We start from the raw sequence: 19,004 nt of genomic DNA on the forward strand, positions 1-19,004 counted from the left end.
AGATTGTAGATTGCAGATTGCAGATTGCAGATTGCAGATTGCAGATTGCAGATTGCAGATTGCAGATTGCAGATTGCAGATTGCAGATTGCAGATTGCAGATTTAGCCTTGGGAGCCATTATACCATTTACGATTGTAGATTGCCGATTGCCGAACATGGCGTTCCAATGGGCTTTCGCGTTCTTGATAATGCGGCATGTTCAAGGGTAATTGGTATTACTACTTCCTCAAGTATACCACCTGCAATCTACAATCTACAATCTACAATCTGAAATGGTATTAGGTGTTGCACCTCATGCGTGGGGGGACTATAATAGTAAGCAATCTTTCTCTTCTGTCCGTTGGGGGGGCTTGATGCCCAAACTATTTACCCTTCGCTACTTTGAGGTGCATCTATGGGACTGATCAAGAAGGCTGGCACGAAGACGTTTACTCCGCCGCCCGATGAGCAGCGCCCAGCAACACCCGACGGGGGCGATACACGGCGTGGGTTGACGCCGCCTCCGGGTTCCGACGGGGGCGATACACGGCGGGGCTTGACGCCGCCCCCTGGTTCCGACGGGGGCGATACACGGCGGGGCTTGACGCCGCCCCCTGGTTCCGACGGGGGCGATACACGGCGTGGGTTGACGCCGCCTCCGGGCCCCGACGGGGGCGATACACGGCGGGGCATTAAACCTTTGCCCAAACTTGAACACGATACCAAGCGTGGGCTTAGGCCATTAACTGCTGCAAAAGGCACTGGCACCGGAGCGACGACTTCTACCGATATTTCCTCACTCAATCTGCTCAATCCAGGCACCATTCTGCAACAACGCTACCAGATCGCTGAACCCATTGGTGTCGGCGGTATGAGCGTAGTCTATCGTGGGCGCGACATGCGCTTCAAAGATGTAGCCCGCTACTGTGCGATCAAGGAGATGGCCCAGAGTGCGCCCGATTCCAATACTCGCCTGCTCAACCTCAAAAACTTTGAACGTGAGGCGGGCCTGCTGGCGACGCTCCAGCATGCCGCGATTCCGAAAGTCTATGACTTCTTTGAAGAGGGGGGCCGCGTCTATCTGGTGCTTGAACTGATCCCCGGCAGTGACCTCGAAACGGTGCTGGAGGATGCCAAAGGCCCGATTGAAGAGCAGCGTGTGGCCCGTTGGGCCGTGCAGATCTGTGATGTCTTGAGCTACCTGCACAACCATAAACCGGAGACGATTGTCTTTCGTGATATGAAACCTTCCAACGTTATGGTCGCCGATGATGATCGGATTGTGCTGATTGACTTCGGGATTGCGCGTAACCTTAATCGTACCGACCGCAAAGGTACCATGATTGGCACTGAGGGCTATTCGCCACCTGAGCAGTACCGTGGCGTCGCTGAAGCGGTTGGTGACATCTATGCGCTGGGGGCGACCTTGCACCACCTGCTTACCGCGACCGACCCGCGGCTTGAAACGCCCTTTACCTTTCAAGAACGCCCCATCCGCCAGATCAACCCCAACGTCTCCCACGAGATGGAGGCGCTGGTGGTGCGTGCTCTTGAGTATGATATGGATGCCCGTTGGACGAGTGCCGAAGAGATGAAGCAGGCGCTTTTGCCGCTCCTTGGCTTGCCGCAGAGCAGTATGCCAAGTGCTGCGCCAAGCGTTCCGGCGGTCATGAGAGGTATTCCGACCACCGAGTTGGTCTGGAGCTTTACCAGTGAAGATGAGATTCGCTCGTCGCCATGCCATGCGGGTGGGATGATCTTTGTGGGTTGCTATGATACCAACCTCTATGCCCTTGATGCGGCGCGGGGTGAGTTTCGCTGGAAATATGCGACTGAGGGCGGGGTGAGTGCGTCGCCCTCGGTGTGGGACGATAATGTGCTGATTGGCTCGGAGGATGGGGCGGTCTACTGCCTTGATATGCGCCGTGGTTCGCTGCGTTGGACCTTCCGTACCGCCAAGCCGGTACGCTCTTCACCCCGGGTGATCGACCGCGTGATCTTTGTGGGTTCCGATGATCAGCATATCTATGCGATTGATGGCCTGCGAGGGAGTGCTATGTGGAAATTGCGTACCTGGAATCCCATCCGTTCCTCTGCATGCATCAATGGTCCGGTGATCTACATTGGGGCCGATGATGGCCATGTCTACTGCATTGATGCTCGCACTGGTTCCACCCGCTGGAAGCAGCGTACCCAGCAACCCGTGCGCTCCTCGCCAACCTTTGCGGAAGGCTTGGTGCTGGTTGGTTCGCTCGATCAAAATCTCTACGCCCTAGATGCTGAGGGCGGCTGGCCTGCGTGGCGCTTTCGTACCGGCCACTACATCAACTCTTCGCCGACGGTGGTCGGTACCCGCGTCTTCGTTGGAGGGATTGATGGCTTCTTCTATGCGCTTGATGTGAAGACGGGTCGCCTCGCGTGGAAGCATGAAGTGGGTGCCCAAATCACCTCTTCGCCCTGCGTTGAAGCCGGACGGGTCTACTTTGGATCGGTGGATGGTTTTGTCTATTGCCTCGATGCTGGTCAGGGTACCCTGATCTGGAAGTATCCCACCAACGCTGCGATTGTTTCGTCACCCACCGTTGTTGAGGGCGTGGTCTATATTGGTTCAATGGATCACAATCTGTACGCCCTCAAAGCATAGTGCGGGCTTAAAGGTTCGTAGCGACCTTTAGCCGCTGGTGAAACTATGGTTTTTCTACCTGGCTCTGATGCTGATGCGAGCGAGAAGCAGCCCGCTGGTTCGCCGCCAAGTGAGCAGCCGCTAACAGCGGCTGGTGCCGAAGTTGCCCCGCCGGATACATGGTGGGAGAGTTCTGCGCCTGCGCCTGATGCGGCACCGCCTACCAATCAATCCGCTGAGGTGCGCCTCGCTATCACCGAGCCCTTTGCCCGCGAAATGGTTGCGTCTGCTGAGGTTGAAGACGAAACCCAGGGCGAGGCTACGGCTGGGCACGAAACCCAAGACGAGGTTGCCACTGAGGAGCATGCTGGTGGCGCTGCGCCCACAGAACCTGATGCGGCTTTTCCGCTTGCTGATCCGCCTGATGATCCGCCCGAAGTGCCAATGGCACATTCACACGCTGCTGCCGATGGAACACGCCAGCTTACCGCGACCGCTGCGCCGGCGCTCTGTGCCACTACATCGCACCAAGGGCTGGCGGCGGCGGCCATGCGCGATATTGGGCGCATGCGTGAGATCAACCAAGACAGCATCTTTGCGCTGCTCACGTCGCTGCCTCGTGAGGGTGGTGATGTGCCGATTGGCCTCTTTGTGGTTGCCGATGGTATGGGCGGCCACGAAGGGGGTGAAGTTGCCAGTCGTCTCGCGGTGCGAACCATTGCCCACTCCGTTTTGGCCCAACTCGTCCTCCCCGCCCTTGATGGCAACATGGATGGCGCCCTACAGCCCATGATGGTCTCCGCCGTCCAGGCGGCCAATGAAGCGATCTGGGATTCCGCGCAGGTCGCTGGTACCGATATGGGCACCACATGCACCGCTGCGCTGCTGGTTGGGGGGAGCCTCTACATTGCCCATGTGGGCGATAGTCGGGCCTACCTCTTTGAGCCAGGCGGCTTACGTCAGCTCACTACCGACCATTCCACCGTGGGGCGGCTGATTCAACTCGGCCAGCTTGAAGCCCACGAGGCGCGTGACCATCCGCTACGGAGCCAACTCTACCGCACCATTGGTCAGCAGCCCCAAGTCATGGTAGATTTCATTTATCAACCCATTGGTGCCTCATCCCACTTGCTGCTCTGTTCAGATGGACTCTGGGGTATGGTTGAAGAACCGCTCATCCAACAGACCCTTGCCAACTGCTTGTGGCCTCAGGATGCATGCCACGAATTGATCGCCTTGGCAAACTTAGCTGGAGGCGAGGATAATATCGCGGCAGTGGTTGTTTCACTGCCGATGGTAGAGAGGTAGTATGAGCGCAGGCATTCAGCTTCGCTCGACCTTGAGCCGTAGTATCCTGCCTGAAAGCAGTGAACCACAGTTGATCTACGTTCTGCTCGAGTTGAGCGCCCAAGGCGTGCCGACAACCTTGCCCAAGCTGCCGTTGAACCTCTGTCTCGTGGTTGATCGCAGCAGCTCGATGCGCGGTGAACGCCTGCAATATGTCAAAGATGGGGCCACGCGCATCATTGAGATGCTCAGTGATGATGACTACTTTGGCCTCGTGACCTTTAACGACCGCGCTGAGGTGGTTGTTCCGGTGCAGCGTGCGCGCAATAAGCAGGAACTTAAACGGCTCGTGGGTATGATCGAGGCCGCTGGTGGTACCGAGATGGCTACGGGCATGGCGCTGGCGCTCCAAGAGATCCAAAAGCCCATGCTCTCGCGTGGGGTTAGCCGCATCCTGCTGCTGACCGATGGCCGTACCTATGGCGATGAGGGCCGTTGTGTCGAAATTGCCCGCCGGGCCCAAAAACGGAGCATTGGCGTGACCGCCCTTGGGGTCGGCGGTGAGTGGAATGAAGATCTGCTCGAAACGGTCGCCGCCCGCGAAAATAGCCGTACCCAGTATATTACCTCTGCCCTTGATATTAGCAAAGCCTTCACCGATGAGGTCAAGCGCATGTCTTCCATTTTTGCCCAAGACATTGGGCTGCGGATTGAGATGCGCCCAGGAGCGTTGCTGCGTTCGCTCGACCGCGTGCGCCCCTTTATTGCCCCCATTACGGCCAGCGAAGAACACGACTCGCTTTGGGCAGCCAATATGGGTGATTGGCCCGGCGCTGATCCCCAAGCTATTTTGCTGGAAGTGGTGGTGCCCCCGTTGACGGTTGGCGATCATCCGCTGCTGCGCCTCACCATGCGCTATAGCCTGCCCGGCATGAACCTCAACAATCAACAGGGCGAATTGGTGCTACGCATTGGTATTCGCCCCACCGACCAAGTGAACTATGCGGTGGATGCGACAGTCAAACACTGGCTTGAACGGCTTGTGGCCTATCGCTTGCAAGCAGGCGCATGGCAACAGGTCGAACAAGGTCAGATCGAAGAGGCCACCCGTCGTCTACAAATGGCAGGCACACGCCTCTTTGAAGCAGGCGAGATTGATCTGGCGCGCACCGTGCAGGATGAGGCGACCCGCCTGCTCCGTTCGGGCCAGACGAGCGCCGAAGGGCGCAAACGGATCAAGTATGGAACCCGTGGCCTCATGGATCAGGATAAATCGTCGAAACGTTAGGGGTGGCAGGAGACGCTATGCAACAATGTAGTCATTGTAACGCCCAGCAACTTGATGGCGCTATCTTCTGCTCTGAGTGCGGCGCGAGCCTCTTGGCCGCTCCGACGCGCCGTGGTACTACGGCCTCACTCAATAAAGCTGCTAGCCCTTCCGGTCTGGTGGAAAAGCTTGAACCCAATGTGATCGAAGCCCCTGTGCCAGTGGTTGCGCCCAATATCTCGTTGGTCGTACTCAACAGTGGCCGACGGATTGAGCTTGAAGGCGGTCAAGATCTGGTGGTCGGACGGAAAGATAACCAGCGCGGCATCTTTCCTGATGTGGACTTGGGGCTTGATGGTGGCTACGATGCAGGGGTCTCGCGCCGCCACGCGATCATTACGCCCCACAATGCTGGCTATGTACTTGAAGATCTGGCCAGCGCCAATGGCACCTTTGTGAATGGACGCCGCCTCAAACCCCAAAAGCCCGTCGCCATTAACCATGGCGATGAAATAAAATTCGGCACCCTTATTTTACGCTTTGAAATTGCTTAAGGAAGCTGTTATGCCTAAGACCGTCATTCTGCATCTTAGTGGCGAAGATCCGGTGTTGGCCGATATGGATCAAGAGCCGGAACCGGGTGACTTGTTCATCCGGGTGACCAATATGCGTAAAAAGGATGGCAAGCCCGTGCCCTACCTTGCCGCTGGTGTTCAAGCCGTCATCTACCCTTGGCACCGCATTACCTTTCTTGAGATTATGCCCAGCGAAGAGGAGCGTAGCTCGGTGGTTGATTTCTTCCGCATGTAGTGCCACTGGATGGCTCGCATCTCGTTAATCATGTAAAGAGTTTTGGAAGAGATGCAGAGGTTTTCACCACAGAGACACAGAGAACACAGAGGTTTTGTGGTTGGGAGCATATACAACCGTGATTGCACTCACTTCTACATCTCTGTGTCCTCGGTGCCTCTGTGGTGAAATACAGGGGGGACCTATGCTCGACTACCCAGGCCAGGCTGATCGCGCGGTGCAACTTGAGCGCAGCGCCCTCTTTGTGCCAGCGTCGCGCTGGCCGATGATCGAAAAGGCGGCCCGCAGCCCTGCCGATGCAGTCATTATTGACCTTGAAGATGCCGTAGCGCCCAGTGAGAAGGAACAAGCCCGCGCCAATCTTGTGCGGGCGCTGCGCGACCTCGATTTTGGCCCGCGTCTGCGTATCTATCGCATGAATAGCCTGGATACGCCCTTCGCCTACCGTGACCTCACGGAAGTTGTTGAGGTGGTTGGCGACCGCGTGGATCTCATTCTTGTGCCCAAGGTCAATAGCCCCGATGATCTCCGCTTTGTCGCTCGGCTCTTGGATCAGATTGAGTTGGGGCGCAGCCAAACGCGCCCAATTGGGCTTGAGGCGCAGATCGAGACCGCCAATGCCTTCCTCTACGCCCGCGAGATTGCGGCGGCCACCCCTCGGCTTGAGGCGCTCATCTATGGGCCTGGCGACTACGCTGCGGCGCTGCGGGCACCCCTTGCGAGCATTGGCGAGCGCGATGCCCACGATGAACTCTACCCGGGCCATCGCTGGCACGCGATTATGCATACCATTGTTGCAGCGGCGCGTGCCAACGGCCTGCGCTGTCTTGACGGCCCCTTTGCTGGTCTACGTGCCCCCGAAGAACTCGAACGGGCCAGTCGCACCGCACGCGCCATGGGTTTTGACGGCAAACAGTGTATCCATCCCGCCCAAATTGCCATTGTCAACCGTGTCTTCAGCCCGCCTCCGAAGGAGGTTGCCTGGGCCGAAGCGGTGATGCGTGCCTATGCCCAAGCGGTGGCCCAGGGGCGCGGTGCCTTCAACCTTGATGGCAAAATGATTGACGGTGCCAACATTCGTATGGCGCAGATCATTGTGGAGCAACAGCGCAAAATTCAGGCGCGGGGTGAGTAGAGAGTTTTTGCAGAGATACAGAGGATTGAACCACAGAGGCACAGAGAACACAGAGAAGCAAGCGTGTGGGGTGACGCAATCAGAGATACAGAGGATTGAACCACAGAGGCACAGAGAACACAGAGAAGCAAGCGTGTGGGGTGACGCAATCACACAGGGTTGGCACTCCCTCCGTTCCCATCTCTGTGCCCTCGGTGCCTCTGTGGTTCAATCCTCTCTGTGCCCTCTCTGTGCCCTCGGTGCCTCTGTGGTTCAATCCTCATGGCCCCTTACTCAGCGTTGCCAAGAAATCGCTATTGCTTTTGGTCTTAGCCATGCGGGTGAGCATCAGTTCGGTACCCTCATTATCGCCAAGCATGCCCACCATGCGGCGCAGGGTCCAGATTTGGCGTAAGACCTCGGAACTAAGCAGTAACTCTTCGCGGCGTGTCGAAGAGCGTTGGATGTCGAGGGCGGGGAAGATGCGCTTCTCGGCCAATTTGCGGTCGAGGTGCAGCTCCATGTTGCCGGTACCCTTGAACTCCTCATAGATCACATCGTCCATGCGGCTGCCGGTATCCACAAGGCAGGTGGCGATGATGGTCAGCGAGCCGCCGCCTTCGATGTTGCGGGCAGCCCCAAAAAAGCGCTTGGGCGGGTAGAGCGCCACGGGATCAATCCCACCGGAGAGCGTTCGCCCACTGGGGGGCATATCGAGGTTGTAGGCCCGTGCGAGGCGGGTAATCGAATCCATCAGAATGACCACATCGTGGTTGCCTTCAACCAAGCGCTTTGCGCGTTCAAGCGTCATCTCCGAGACCTTAGTATGGTCTTCAACCGGCTCATCAAAGGTAGAAGCAATCACATCGCCGCGCACCGAGCGGCGCATATCGGTCACCTCTTCAGGCCGTTCGCCGATCAGCAGCACCATGAGGTAGCAGTCGGGATGGTTGCTCGAAACCCCATTGGCAATCGCCTTGAGCAGCATCGTCTTGCCTGCCTTGGGGGGCGAGACAATCAAACCACGCTGGCCGCGCCCAATCGGGGCAACGAGGTCAACGAGGCGGGTATGCAGCAGATTGGGCTCAGTTTCGAGCTTCAGTTGGTGATTAGGAAAGATCGGGGTAAGCTGATCGAACGAGGGGCGCTGGCGCGCCGTCTCGGAGTCAACCCCATTGATCATCTCAACGCGCAGCAGCGACCGAAAGCGTTCACTCTCTTTTGGGGGCCGCACCTGGCCCCAGATGCGATCGCCAGTACGCAGGCCAAAGCGTCGAATCTGCGACTGCGAGACATAGACATCATCGGCTCCTGGCAACATGCGCTCACCGCGCAGAAAACCAAAGCCATCGGGAACAATATCAAGAATCCCATCACTGAAGGTAATACCCTGCTCTTCAGATCGGGCTTGAAGCAGCTTAACAATCAGGTCTTGCTTCTTTAGCCCACTGTAGCCAGTAATATCTCGTTGACGGGCTAACTCACGCAGATCGCTAAGCGTCTTCGTCTCAAGTTCGCCAACGTTCACGTTGGTGGTCTCCGCAAAAAGGGCGCTACAGTGCCTGCTACGAGCGAACAGTAGCATGGGCACAACAAAGCGAGTAGAGCCATGCCTCGCACAAAGCGCATATGAGAGCATACGTAGGGCTTATTCGGCGTTAGTATAGCATAGAGGTTAGGTTGCTGCAATATAACCGATCCATACATATTTGTTCCCCTGTTCCCTGGTTCCCCTGTTCCCTTGTTCCTCTGTTCCTCTGTTCTCATGGTTCGTCATGGTTGCGGAGAGGCCCATAGGCGTGTACTATTAGTATAGAGGTCCATTCTGGAGAGACAGGTTCTTCATGCGTATTCTCTTCTATACCGGCAAGGGCGGCGTGGGCAAGACAAGCGTCGCCGCCTCGTCGGCTCTACGCTGCGCTCAGCGCGGCTATCGTACGATTATTCTTAGCACGGATGCGGCCCACTCGCTCGGTGACTCACTCGGCGTTGAGCTGCGTGCCGAGCCGCTGCTGGTTCAACCGAACCTGTGGGCCCAGGAGATTAACGCCCTCCATGAATTGGAGTCGAGTTGGGGCCAGGTTTCTAAATATCTCTCTGAACTCCTTGCTTGGCAAGGGGTCGAGACGATTGCCCAAGGGGAGTTGTCGGTCATTCCGGGTACGGAGGAGCTCTTTAGCCTTTTGCAGATTAAGCGCCACTACGATGAGCAGAAGTATGATGTGTTGGTGGTAGATGCTGCACCTACCGGCGAGACGTTGCGCCTGCTCTCGCTACCGGACATTATGCGCTGGTGGATCGCCCGCCTCTTTCCGATTGCGCGGGCGCTGCTCAAGGTGGTGCGCCCAATGGCAAAACGGGTCACCGATATGCCGATTGCTGCCGATGATGTACTCGAATCGGCCCAAGATGCAATTGATGCGCTGGTGGATGTGCGCCATATCCTGACCGACCAGAAGGTGACGACGGCGCGCATTGTGATGAATCTGGAGAAGATGGTCATTCGTGAGGCGCAACGTAGTTTGACCTACCTGAGCCTCTTTGGCTACGCTGTGGATGCGGTGGTGGTCAATCGCATTCTGCCGCCCAATGTGGATGGTCACTTCACGGCATGGCGCGAGATGCAGCAGGGCTATGCGCCTCAAGTGGATCAACTCTTTGATCCGTTGCCGATCCTGCGTGCGCCCCATTTTGATCGTGAGATTATTGGTGCGGAACATCTGAACCAATTGGCCGACCATCTCTTTGGCGATCAAGACCCGGCTCAGTTTCTCTATCGCGGGCCGGTGCAGCGCGTTGAGAAGATGGAGGGTGGCTATGATCTGATTGTGCCGCTGCCCTTTGCTTCTGAGGATCAGATTCACCTGGCCCAGAGTGCCGATGAACTGCTCATCTCGGTAGGCTGGCACCGCCACCGCATCGTTCTACCGCAGAGCCTTGCGCGCCTGCGGGCGCTTGATGCCTACTTTGAGGAGGATGCGCTGCGTGTGGTCTTCCGTAAGCCTGCGGCCTGAGAGGGCGTAGAGGAGAGGCGAGGGGACGAGGGCACAGAGGTGTTCACCACAGAGGCACAGAGGGCACAGAGAGATGCGGGTTCACAGGCAGACGGAATATTCTTTCTAGGGCTTGGGGATGGGGATGCCATAGATGGCCCTCACCCCCTACCCCCTTCGGCAAGCTCTGGTTCGACAGGCTCACCAACCGGGCACCGCCTCTCCCACGTTGTGGGAGAGGGGCGAAGGCATCTCTTGTTTGTTTTCGTTCCTTTGCAAGCTTTTTGCGAGCTTTCAGCGCCTTTCTTCGCGCTCACGAATGTGGCTCAAGAGTTCGCGGGTACCGGCATCAACGAGGTTGAAGACCTGATCAAAACCGCCGGTATAGTAGGGGTCGGGGACTTCGCGGGTGCCGCAGTTGGGTGCGAAATCGAGCAGCAGTTGCGCCCGTTGCACCCCTTCGCGCCCAAAGTGGCGTAGGTCGGCGAGGTTATCCTGGTCCATGGCGATCAGGTAGTCAAACTCTTGGAGGTCGGAGCTACGCACTTGGCGTGCCCGCTGATTGCCTACCGCCACGCCGTTGCGCTCGAGTACCGCGATGGTTCCGTGGTGCGGGCGTTCGCCAGCGTGCCAACCGCCAGTGCCCGCCGAATCGATGAAAAACTGCTCGGCCATGCCCGCCTGCTCAACGTGGTGGCGAAAGAGCGCCTCGGCCATTGGTGAACGGCAGATGTTGCCCATGCAGATGAAGAGGACTTTGATCTGTTTTGCTGCTTGCATGTAGGGTTCCTTTCGCTTTTGATAGTCTTTGGTACAATCAGCCCTATGCTTGATCATATCATCAATGAGGCCATTGCGGCCCAGATTTTCCCGGGCGCGGTTATTCAGGTGGCAAGCGGCGACCACCTGCTGCATGCTGCTGCCTATGGTAACACCATGTACGCCGATAGTGGTTCGCGTCCGGTGGCCCTCGATGACATCTACGATCTCGCGTCGCTCACCAAGATGGTGACGGCGACGGCGGCGCTGATTTTGTACGACGCGGGCGAGTTGCGGCTAGAACGTTCGGCGGCTTACTATTTGGCCAAGCTCGCCGCCACAGAGGTACAGGTGCGCCACCTGCTCAGCCACTGCTCGGGGCTCGATCTGCGCCTGGCCCCGCTGTGTAGTGGCGGGGCCACTGGCCTCCGTGCGGCGGTCTGGGCGGCCCAGCCTGTCCATCCGCCAGGTAGTATCAGCGCCTACACCAACATCAACAGCCTGCTGCTTGGTGAGATTGTCGCGGCGATTGCGGGCATGCCGCTCGACCACGTGCTCAGCGAGCTTGTCCTTCAGCCCTTGGCCATGACACGTACCTGCTTCTGCCCAGCGCCTGAACTGAAGCCGCAGATCGTGCCGACTGAATGGGATACGACCTGGCGCGAGATGTTGCTGCATGGCGTGGTACACGACGAGAGCGCCTACGCTTTAGGCGGCGTCGCGGGCCATGCGGGGCTCTTCGGCCCGGCGAGCGACCTGTTGCATTTTATGCGCCCGTGGCTGGAGGGGGGCGCGTGGCAGGGGCGACAATTCCTGCACGAGGCGACGGTGGCGCTGGCGCTGCAAGATCAGCTTGCTGGCATCATCTCCGTTGGGGGCAACATGCTCAAGGGCGGCTTGGGCTGGATGCTCGAGCGACGCAACTTTATGGGCAGCACACCGCCACCGGGCAGCTTCGGGCATACCGGCTTCACCGGCACAGCGATCATCGGCGTGCCGAGCCAGAACCTGGCCATGGTCTTCCTAAGCAACCGTACCTACCCACAGCGCACCCCGCCGCCCTACCGCCACCAAGCGGTGACGGGGGAGGCACTGATGGCAGTGTTGTAGGTGGGGGAGGTGGATTTTCTAGGTCTTCCTAACGCACAACTAAGGGTAGGAAGACGCGCTGCACTGGGTCTTCCTCTTCTTCCTCTTCTTCCTCTTCTTCCTCTTCTTCCTCTTCTTCCTCTTCCTCCTCTTCCTCCTCCTCTGGCTCTGCTTGGGCCTCAAGGCTGAGGGTGGCGGCGGGGTTGGGGTTGTCTGCTGCGTCGTGGGCGACGCCGGGGGCGAGGTAGATGCTGATCGGGCCGGCTTGTGCGGCGGTGAGCAGGAATTGGTAGGTGGCGTCGTCAATCACGGTGAAGTTGCTCAACAGCCCGTTGGTGAGGCTGATGCTTTCGCTGCTGAAGCCTCGCACCGCTTCGCTGAAGCTGATCGTGATGGTGATTGGGTTGGTGACGGTGAAGCTGGTTGTGGGGGCGCTCAGGCTGACTTGGGGCGGTTCGGTGTCTTTGAAGGTGATGGCCCGTGTGACGCCGGGTAGGCCGCTGAACTCGTCTTGGCGGGCGCGAACTTCGATGGGGCCGCCTTCGGGCAGGTTGTAGAGATCGAAGGTGGCGCTGTAGCGACCATCAACGCAGGCGATGACCCGTTCTTCGTCGGCGACATAGATGGTGACCGGCCCCTTTTCGGTGGCACAGTCGCCCCTGATGTTGTAGCGGTGGACGTTGGCTGCGTTGATGGGGGCGAGTGGTTCGATGCTGGTAGTGGGCGGGAGGGTGGTTACCATCCAGCTATGGCTGGCCGGTGCGCTTTCTAGGTTGCCGGCCTGGTCAAGGGCGCGCACGCGGAAGGTCTGGAGTCCCTCGCCGAGGCCGGTGAGTTGGTGCGGGCTGCTACAGGGGGTGAAGGGCTCGTCATTGAGGGCGCATGCGAAACTGACGATACCGCTGCCGTCCCCGTCGTTGCCAATGAAGCTGAAGGTTGCTTCCGTTGCGATGGTGGGGCTGATTGGCCCGCTGGTGATGGTGGTGGTTGGCGGTACCGAATCGTAGAGCCAGGTGATGCTGTTGCTGCCGAGGCTGGGATTGCCCGCAGCGTCGTGGGCGGCGGCGGCGGCGACGGTGATCGAGACCATGCCCTGGGCTTGGGGTAGCAGCAACATGGTGTAGTCGCTCCCACTGCCACTGATCTGCGCTACACGAGCATTGCCTAGCTCGATGGCGGTGGGGTTGAAGTTCTCCACGGGTTTGTCGAAGCGCGCAGTGACGGTGATGGGACTCTGGTTGGTGGGGCTGTTGATGAGGCTGTTGATGTTGAGGATGGGCATGGATGTGTCCACTTCCCAGGTATAACTGGGTGGATCAGAGGTGCGATTGCCCGCATGGTCAACCGCTTGCACTACGAAGTGATGCAGCCCATCCGCGATGTTGCTGAGGGTAAAGGGACTGGTGCAGAGGATGAAGTCGCCGTGGTTGTGGGCGCACTCGAAGCGCTGAATGGCCTCGTTGTTGCCATCAGGGCCGCTAAAGGTGAAGCTGGCTTCGCTCTGGTTGGTCAGGCTGAGGGGGTGGGTTATGAGCGTGACGATGGGCGGCGTGGTGTCGATGCGCCAGGTATAGCTGGCTGGATTGGGATCAATGTTGCCCGCTTGGTCAATGGCGCGTACCCTAAAGGTGTGTTCGCCCGCATCAAATTCGCCGGGGTTGTGAGGGCTAGTGCAGGCGCTAAAGGCGACATTGTTGACGGAACATTCAAAACTGGCAATACCGCTACCAATGCCACTGAAAATGTCATTGCCCCGGAAGGTGAATTGAGCATGGGTCTGGTTGCTCAGGCTGGGCGGACGGAACTCGATGAAGGTGCTGGGGGGCATGTGGTCTACGAGGTAGGTCGCTTCACTCGCTTCGCCATAGCCCTCGCCTGTGCTGGTCAGGGTCAAGTAGGGCGCAACGCTACTCTGGATGTTGCTCGTATTGATCAGGTCGAGGCGGATGTTGCCGCTGGTGTTGGCGACCGTGTTAACCGTAACGAGCCAGTTGGCCCCACTGGCGCGCACTGCGCTGATGCTGGCATTGCTTTGGCCATGTGAGGTGATCAGTCGCAGGTTTTCGGCACGAAAGCCGGTGACGGGCATGTTGAAGCTGATTTCAAACTCAATCTGGGCGGCGTTGGTGGGGTTAGGCTGGCGGCGCGTAATCGTGCTGACGTTGGGCAGGGCTTCGTAGGCACCCATGTCTACACTGCCACCAATCACTCTTGGGTTGCGTGCAAGATCCCAGGGGAGTGCTTCGCTGCGATTGTTATTCCCATTCAGATCGGCCACATCTGCGGGGAGCCGGTCGAGACTGCCTTGATTGATCGCGGGCGAATTGCCGCGTAGCCGCAGATCGCCCCCAGTGCTTGGGGCGGTTGCTACTGCGCTGACAAAGAGCGGGTCGCTGTTCAGGTTGCCCGTGCCAGCAAAGCTGCCTTCAAGCAGACTATGGCTGATAGCCATGCTCTGCATCACCTCATTGGCTATGCTTACATCGCCGGGGGCATGGTTGCCCCAAATGATGCTGTTGTAGATTTCAAGATCGCTCTTGTAGTTGTACAGGCCCCCGCCACGGTTGTTGACATGGTTGCCACTGATGGTCACATTGGTTAGCAGCAGGCCGCTATCCCAGTTGTACATCCCACCGCCGGCGCTCGGTGCTGAGGTGACGGGACCTTCGGCAGAGGAGATCGCGGCGTTGCCGCTGATCAGTACGTTGGTGAGCGTAACAACACTGTAGAAGTTGTAGATTCCGCCGCCCTGGCCCATGGCATGGGTGAGTTTGCTTGAACCCCGGTTTTCGGCAGATGAATCGGTGAAGTTGCCGCTGATGGTGCTATTGACCAATTCAACGTAGCTGTCAATCGTATAGATACCGCCACCCAGGGCGCGCGAGTTGGGCAGGGTGTTGCCGGTGGTTGCGGTGGCATGTGCCGTCATCTCGTTGTTCGTGATGGTTGCATAGGAGAGCAGTACACTGCCATCGCGCAGGTAGAGCCCCGCCCCATGGCTGTAGGCGTAGGCTTCGCCGCCGCTGGCGCTGCTGCTGATTTCGTTCCCATTGAGCGTCAAGTCAGCGATGGTCAGCTCGGAGTGGCGTGTGTAGATGGCGCCGCCGTGGCTTTCGGCGGAGGCGATAGGGCTCTCGGCGCTGGAACTGAGTTGGTTGCCCTCCAGTGTAGCGCGGCGGATGCTTGCCTGACTGTTGGTCAGGTAGATCGCACCCCCGCGTGCTGCGATGATGCCTGGGCCGTTGCCGCTCTGGGTCGCCCGGTTGTGGTTGAGCGTGGCATCTTCGAGCCGAAAGCTCTGGGGGCTGGCGCTGGTCTGGTAGAGCGCACCGCCATAGGCGCGGGCGCGGTTTTCGTTGAGGGTGACATTGATCAGCGTGGTTGGCCCGTTCGCTGTGTGGTAGTAGGCACCGCCCGCGCCGCCGGTAGCGGTGTTGCTGATCATGCTGGCGTTGGTGAGCGTCGTGTTGCCGCCGTTCTCTTGGTAGAAAGCCCCGCCCGCAAGGCTGGCGGTGTTGCTGCTCATGCTGACATTGCTCAGGCTGGTGGGGCCGCTGGCGCCAACGTAGCGAATCGCGCCGCCGTTGCCGCCGCTTGCCTGGTTCTGCTCCAGGGTCGCATCGTGCAACGTCAGACCAAGCGTATTGAGGAAGAGTGCGCCGCCCGCGCCGCCGTTGGCCCGGTTGCGGTTGAGTTGCACGCTGCTGAGGCTGGTGCTGCCACTGCTGCTATTGTTGAAGACCGCGCCGCCGTTGCCTTGGGCCGTGTTGTCGTTGAGCAGCACATTGCTGATCGTCAGTGCGCCAGTGCTCTCGCGGAAGATCGCGCCGCCCGCGCCACTGGCCGTGTTGTTGCTCAGGCTGCCATTGGTGAGCGTCGTGGCTTGGCCATGGAGTTGGCAGAAGGCGCCGCCCGTGCCGCCGTCGGCCCGGTTGCCATCCATGGTGACCGTGGTGAGCGTGGTGACCCCGGCATCCGTCTGGTAGAAGGCGCCGCCTGCAAGGCTGGCCGTGTTGCCGTCCATCGTGACCATGGTGAGCGTCGTGGCCCCGGCCTCTGCTTGGTAGAAGGCACCGCCGTCGCCATCCTCAGCGATGTTGCGGTTCAGCGTGACACTGATCAGGCTGGTGCTGCCGCCGCCACTCTGGTAGAAGGCACCGCCCGCGCTACCGGCGCGGTTCTCGTCAAGGCTGACATCGTTCAGATCGGTGGTGTCATTGCCACCGCTATAGGAGATCGCCCCGCCAGCGCCGCCCGTCGCCGTGTTGTTGTTGATACGGGCGTTGAACAGCGTTAGGTTATTGGTCTCAAGGAAAAGCGCCCCGCCCGCGCCGCTCGCCGTGTTGCGGTTGAGTTGCACGCTGGTGATGCTGGTGTTGCCGCTGCTACCATTGTTGCTGTAGACCGCACCGCCATCGCCTTGGGCTGTGTTCTCGTTGAGGAGCAGAGCGCTGAGTGCAAAATCGCCACTGCTGCTCTCGTTGAAGATCGCGCCGCCCGCGCCGCCCGCCGTGTTGTTGTTGAGCGGTGTGTTGCTGATGGTGAGATCCCCCGTGCTTTCGCGGAAGATCGCGCCGCCCGCACCGCCCGCCGTGTTGTTGCTCAGGCTGCCATTGGTGAGTGTGGTGGCTTGGCTGTTCAGTTGGTAGAAGGCGCCGCCTGCGCCGCTGGCGCGGTTCTGGTTGAGCGTCACACGATCCAGGTTGACCGCCCCGGCATTGCGTTGGTAGAAGGCGCCGCCCGCACCGCCGTCGGCCCGGTTGCCATCCATCGTGACCGTGGTGAGCGTCGTGAGCCCGGCCCCCTCTTGGTAGATCGCGCCACCCGCGCCGCCCGCTTGGTTTTGGTTGAGCGACCCACCGCTAATGGTGAGGTTGGGATTGCCGCCTAGCACATTGCTCTGGAAGATCACTCCGCCGTCACCGCTCGCTTGGTTTTGGTTGAGCGATGCATCACTAATGGTGAGGTTGCCGCTTGCGCTGCTCTGGAAGATCGCGCCGCCGTCATCGCCCGCTTCGTTCTGGTTGAGCGATCCACCGCTAATGGTAAGATCGCCGCTTAAACTGCTCTGGAAGATCGCACCGCCTGCGCCGCTTGCTTGGTTCTGGTTGAGCGATCCAGCATTAATGATGAGATCGCCGCTTAAACTGCTCTGGAAGATCGCGCCGCCGTCACCGCCCGCTTGGTTCTCGTTGAGCGATGCATCACTAATGGTGAGATTGCTGCTTACGCTGCTCTGGAAGATCGCGCCGCCTGCACCGCCTGCCGTGTTGTTGTTCAGGTTGCCACTGGTGAGCATGGTGGCCCCACTGTTAGCTTGGTAGAGGGCACCACCCGCGCCGCCTGCCGTGTTGTTCGTCATCGTGACGGTGAGTAGTGTCGTTGCACCCACATTCTGCTGGTAGATTGCCCCGCCCCGCCCTGTGCCATTCGCTCGGTTGTTGCTCAGGTTGCCATTGGTAAAAATCAGCGTGCCACTGGACTGATAGAGCGCCCCACCATCGCCAGCCAGCGTCTGGTTGTTGGTAAAGGTGACCGTATGCAGCACGAGGTTGCTGCCCTCCGCATACATACCGCCGCCCACATTCTGGGCGCTGTTGTTGTAGATGTTGGTGTTGCTGATGCGAATGGTGCTAACGCCAGTAACCGCACTATAGATCCCGGCACCACGGTGGTAGGGGGCGCTGCCATCGGCGTTGCCGCCGGTAATATTGAGCCCATCGAGGATCGTATTGGCCCCCAAGGTGACCACTTGGTAGCTATTGCCTGGTGCGCCAAGATCGCCATTGAGGATGACCGGGTTGGCCGTCCAGTCGCGCTGGTCACGGATCGTCTCGGTACCTGCAAAGCCGCCATAGAGCGCCGCATTCTCCTGTAGGTGGAAGGTGGCCTGTCGTGTGTCGGAGAGCGTAGTGGTAGGCGTGTAGATACCCGCATACGCAGGTGGCCACGATAACATTCCACTTGGCCTTGCCGCAGCGTTCCCACTGATCGTCACATTGGTCAGGATCGGGTGGCTACCCTGATTGTACATCCCTCCGCCATCACCATTGTCAGCGAGATTGCCCGTAATCACCACATTGATGAGTGTAGCATTGCTATTACTGTTGTTGTAGATACCACCACCATCGTTGGCGCGGTTGCCGCGAATATCCACATTTTCTAACCGTGGGGAGCTATTATGGTTGTAGATACCACCGCCACGCAGAGAAGCATGATTACCACTGATAATGATGTTGCGTAGGGTAGGGGTCGTCCCACTATTAAAGACCCCGCCGCCATAGCCATTGTCCCCGCTACCATTGGCATTGCCACCCGTAATTGTGAAACCATCAAGGATTGCGTCGTTGCTGCCGGTGACGACGTGGTATGCATCGCTATCATCAATTGTATTATTACTATTAAGATCACCACTGAGAATGGTTACATTGATCACCCAATTGCGCTGCTCACGGCTCGTCTCGGTACCCGCAAAGCCGCCATAGACAGCCACATCAGTCCGAAGGGTGAAGGTGGCGCTGCGATTGCCGCTCGTGCCAGGCCGATAGGTTCCTGCCGTAACCCACACCTCCTGGCCCGCCGTTGCACTCTGTAGGGCGTTGGACAGTGTCATGCTGTTTGCCCAAGAGGTGCCGTTCTGCGAGCCACTGCCATTCGGCGTCACATATATTGGGGTTTGGGCGTAGGCACGGGGAACGGCGGGCGGCCAGAGGGCTGCAAGCAGCAGTGTGATGCTCAACAGGCTGATGGCGATCCGGGTGAACCAATTGGTATTGGCGTTCATGGGGGCGTCCTAACGCGAAGGGGGAGTCAGAGAGTTTTTGAAGAGCAGTAGAGGGTTGAACCACAGAGACACAGAGGACACAGAGAGGTTAAGAGCAGCAGAGGGTTGAACCACAGAGACACAGAGGACACAGAGAAGTTTGTGGTATGGCAATCGTCATTGTTGGCAGTCTTTCCGTTCTAAACTCGGTGCCCTCGGTGCCTCTGTGGTGCAATCCTCGGTACCTCTTCTTGTTGGTATTTGCAAACCCTTGTTCAGAAAATGCTCTACTCTGCCTCTCTAAACTCGGTGCCCTCGG

Annotated in this window: 11 protein-coding genes; 8 read left to right on the top strand and 3 right to left on the bottom strand. The window is 58.8% G+C overall.

The annotated features are described in order from the left end of the window. The first annotated feature begins 395 nt into the window (after positions 1-395). From CJ255_RS12710 to CJ255_RS12735, 6 genes are all read left to right on the top strand, one after another. The gene (locus tag CJ255_RS12710; RefSeq protein WP_097644478.1) at positions 396-2,624 is read left to right on the top strand and encodes a serine/threonine-protein kinase; all 2,229 of its coding nucleotides are present in this window, start codon (positions 396-398) and stop codon (positions 2,622-2,624) included. A gap of 45 nt (positions 2,625-2,669) precedes the next feature. Further along, positions 2,670-3,911 (top strand): protein phosphatase 2C domain-containing protein, encoded by a 1,242-nt coding sequence (locus CJ255_RS12715; protein WP_245863376.1) that lies wholly within the window; start codon positions 2,670-2,672, stop codon positions 3,909-3,911. Position 3,912: 1 nt separating this feature from the next. Then, positions 3,913-5,178, top strand: a complete 1,266-nt coding sequence (locus tag CJ255_RS12720) for a VWA domain-containing protein (protein ID WP_097644479.1) — start codon at positions 3,913-3,915, stop codon at positions 5,176-5,178. Between the two features lie 17 nt (positions 5,179-5,195). Then, positions 5,196-5,711: a double zinc ribbon and FHA domain-containing protein gene (locus CJ255_RS12725; protein WP_097644480.1), complete on the top strand. Its 516-nt coding sequence runs from the start codon at positions 5,196-5,198 to the stop codon at positions 5,709-5,711. 10 nt (positions 5,712-5,721) lie between these two features. After that, entirely contained in the window at positions 5,722-5,967 is a 246-nt protein-coding gene (locus CJ255_RS12730; protein WP_097644481.1) for a hypothetical protein, read from the top strand. A gap of 184 nt (positions 5,968-6,151) precedes the next feature. Next, on the top strand, positions 6,152-7,102 hold the full coding sequence (locus CJ255_RS12735) for an HpcH/HpaI aldolase/citrate lyase family protein (RefSeq protein ID WP_097644482.1): 951 nt from the start codon (positions 6,152-6,154) through the stop codon (positions 7,100-7,102). A 259-nt stretch (positions 7,103-7,361) separates the two neighbouring features. On the opposite strand, the gene rho is transcribed toward CJ255_RS12735, so the two are convergent. Then, positions 7,362-8,609 (bottom strand): transcription termination factor Rho, encoded by a 1,248-nt coding sequence (gene rho, locus CJ255_RS12740; RefSeq protein WP_097644483.1) that lies wholly within the window; start codon positions 8,607-8,609, stop codon positions 7,362-7,364. Between the two features lie 316 nt (positions 8,610-8,925). Here rho and CJ255_RS12745 point away from each other — a divergent pair, with 316 nt between their 5' ends. Then, entirely contained in the window at positions 8,926-10,095 is a 1,170-nt protein-coding gene (locus CJ255_RS12745) for an ArsA family ATPase (protein WP_097644484.1), read from the top strand. A 273-nt stretch (positions 10,096-10,368) separates the two neighbouring features. Here CJ255_RS12745 and CJ255_RS12750 read toward each other — a convergent pair whose 3' ends face one another. After that, entirely contained in the window at positions 10,369-10,854 is a 486-nt protein-coding gene (locus CJ255_RS12750) for a low molecular weight protein-tyrosine-phosphatase (protein WP_097644485.1), read from the bottom strand. Between the two features lie 45 nt (positions 10,855-10,899). On the opposite strand from CJ255_RS12750, the gene CJ255_RS12755 reads away from it, so the two are divergent. Next, positions 10,900-11,943, top strand: a complete 1,044-nt coding sequence (locus tag CJ255_RS12755; RefSeq protein WP_245863379.1) for a serine hydrolase domain-containing protein — start codon at positions 10,900-10,902, stop codon at positions 11,941-11,943. 28 nt (positions 11,944-11,971) lie between these two features. On the opposite strand, the gene CJ255_RS12760 is transcribed toward CJ255_RS12755, so the two are convergent. Continuing rightward, positions 11,972-18,706 carry an Ig-like domain-containing protein gene (locus CJ255_RS12760; RefSeq protein ID WP_097644486.1) on the bottom strand — a complete coding sequence of 2,245 codons (6,735 nt, stop codon included), beginning with the start codon at positions 18,704-18,706 and terminating at the stop codon, positions 11,972-11,974. Positions 18,707-19,004 lie beyond the last annotated feature (298 nt).

Source organism: Candidatus Viridilinea mediisalina (assembly GCF_002532535.1).
Lineage (GTDB): Bacteria > Chloroflexota > Chloroflexia > Chloroflexales > Chloroflexaceae > Viridilinea > Viridilinea mediisalina.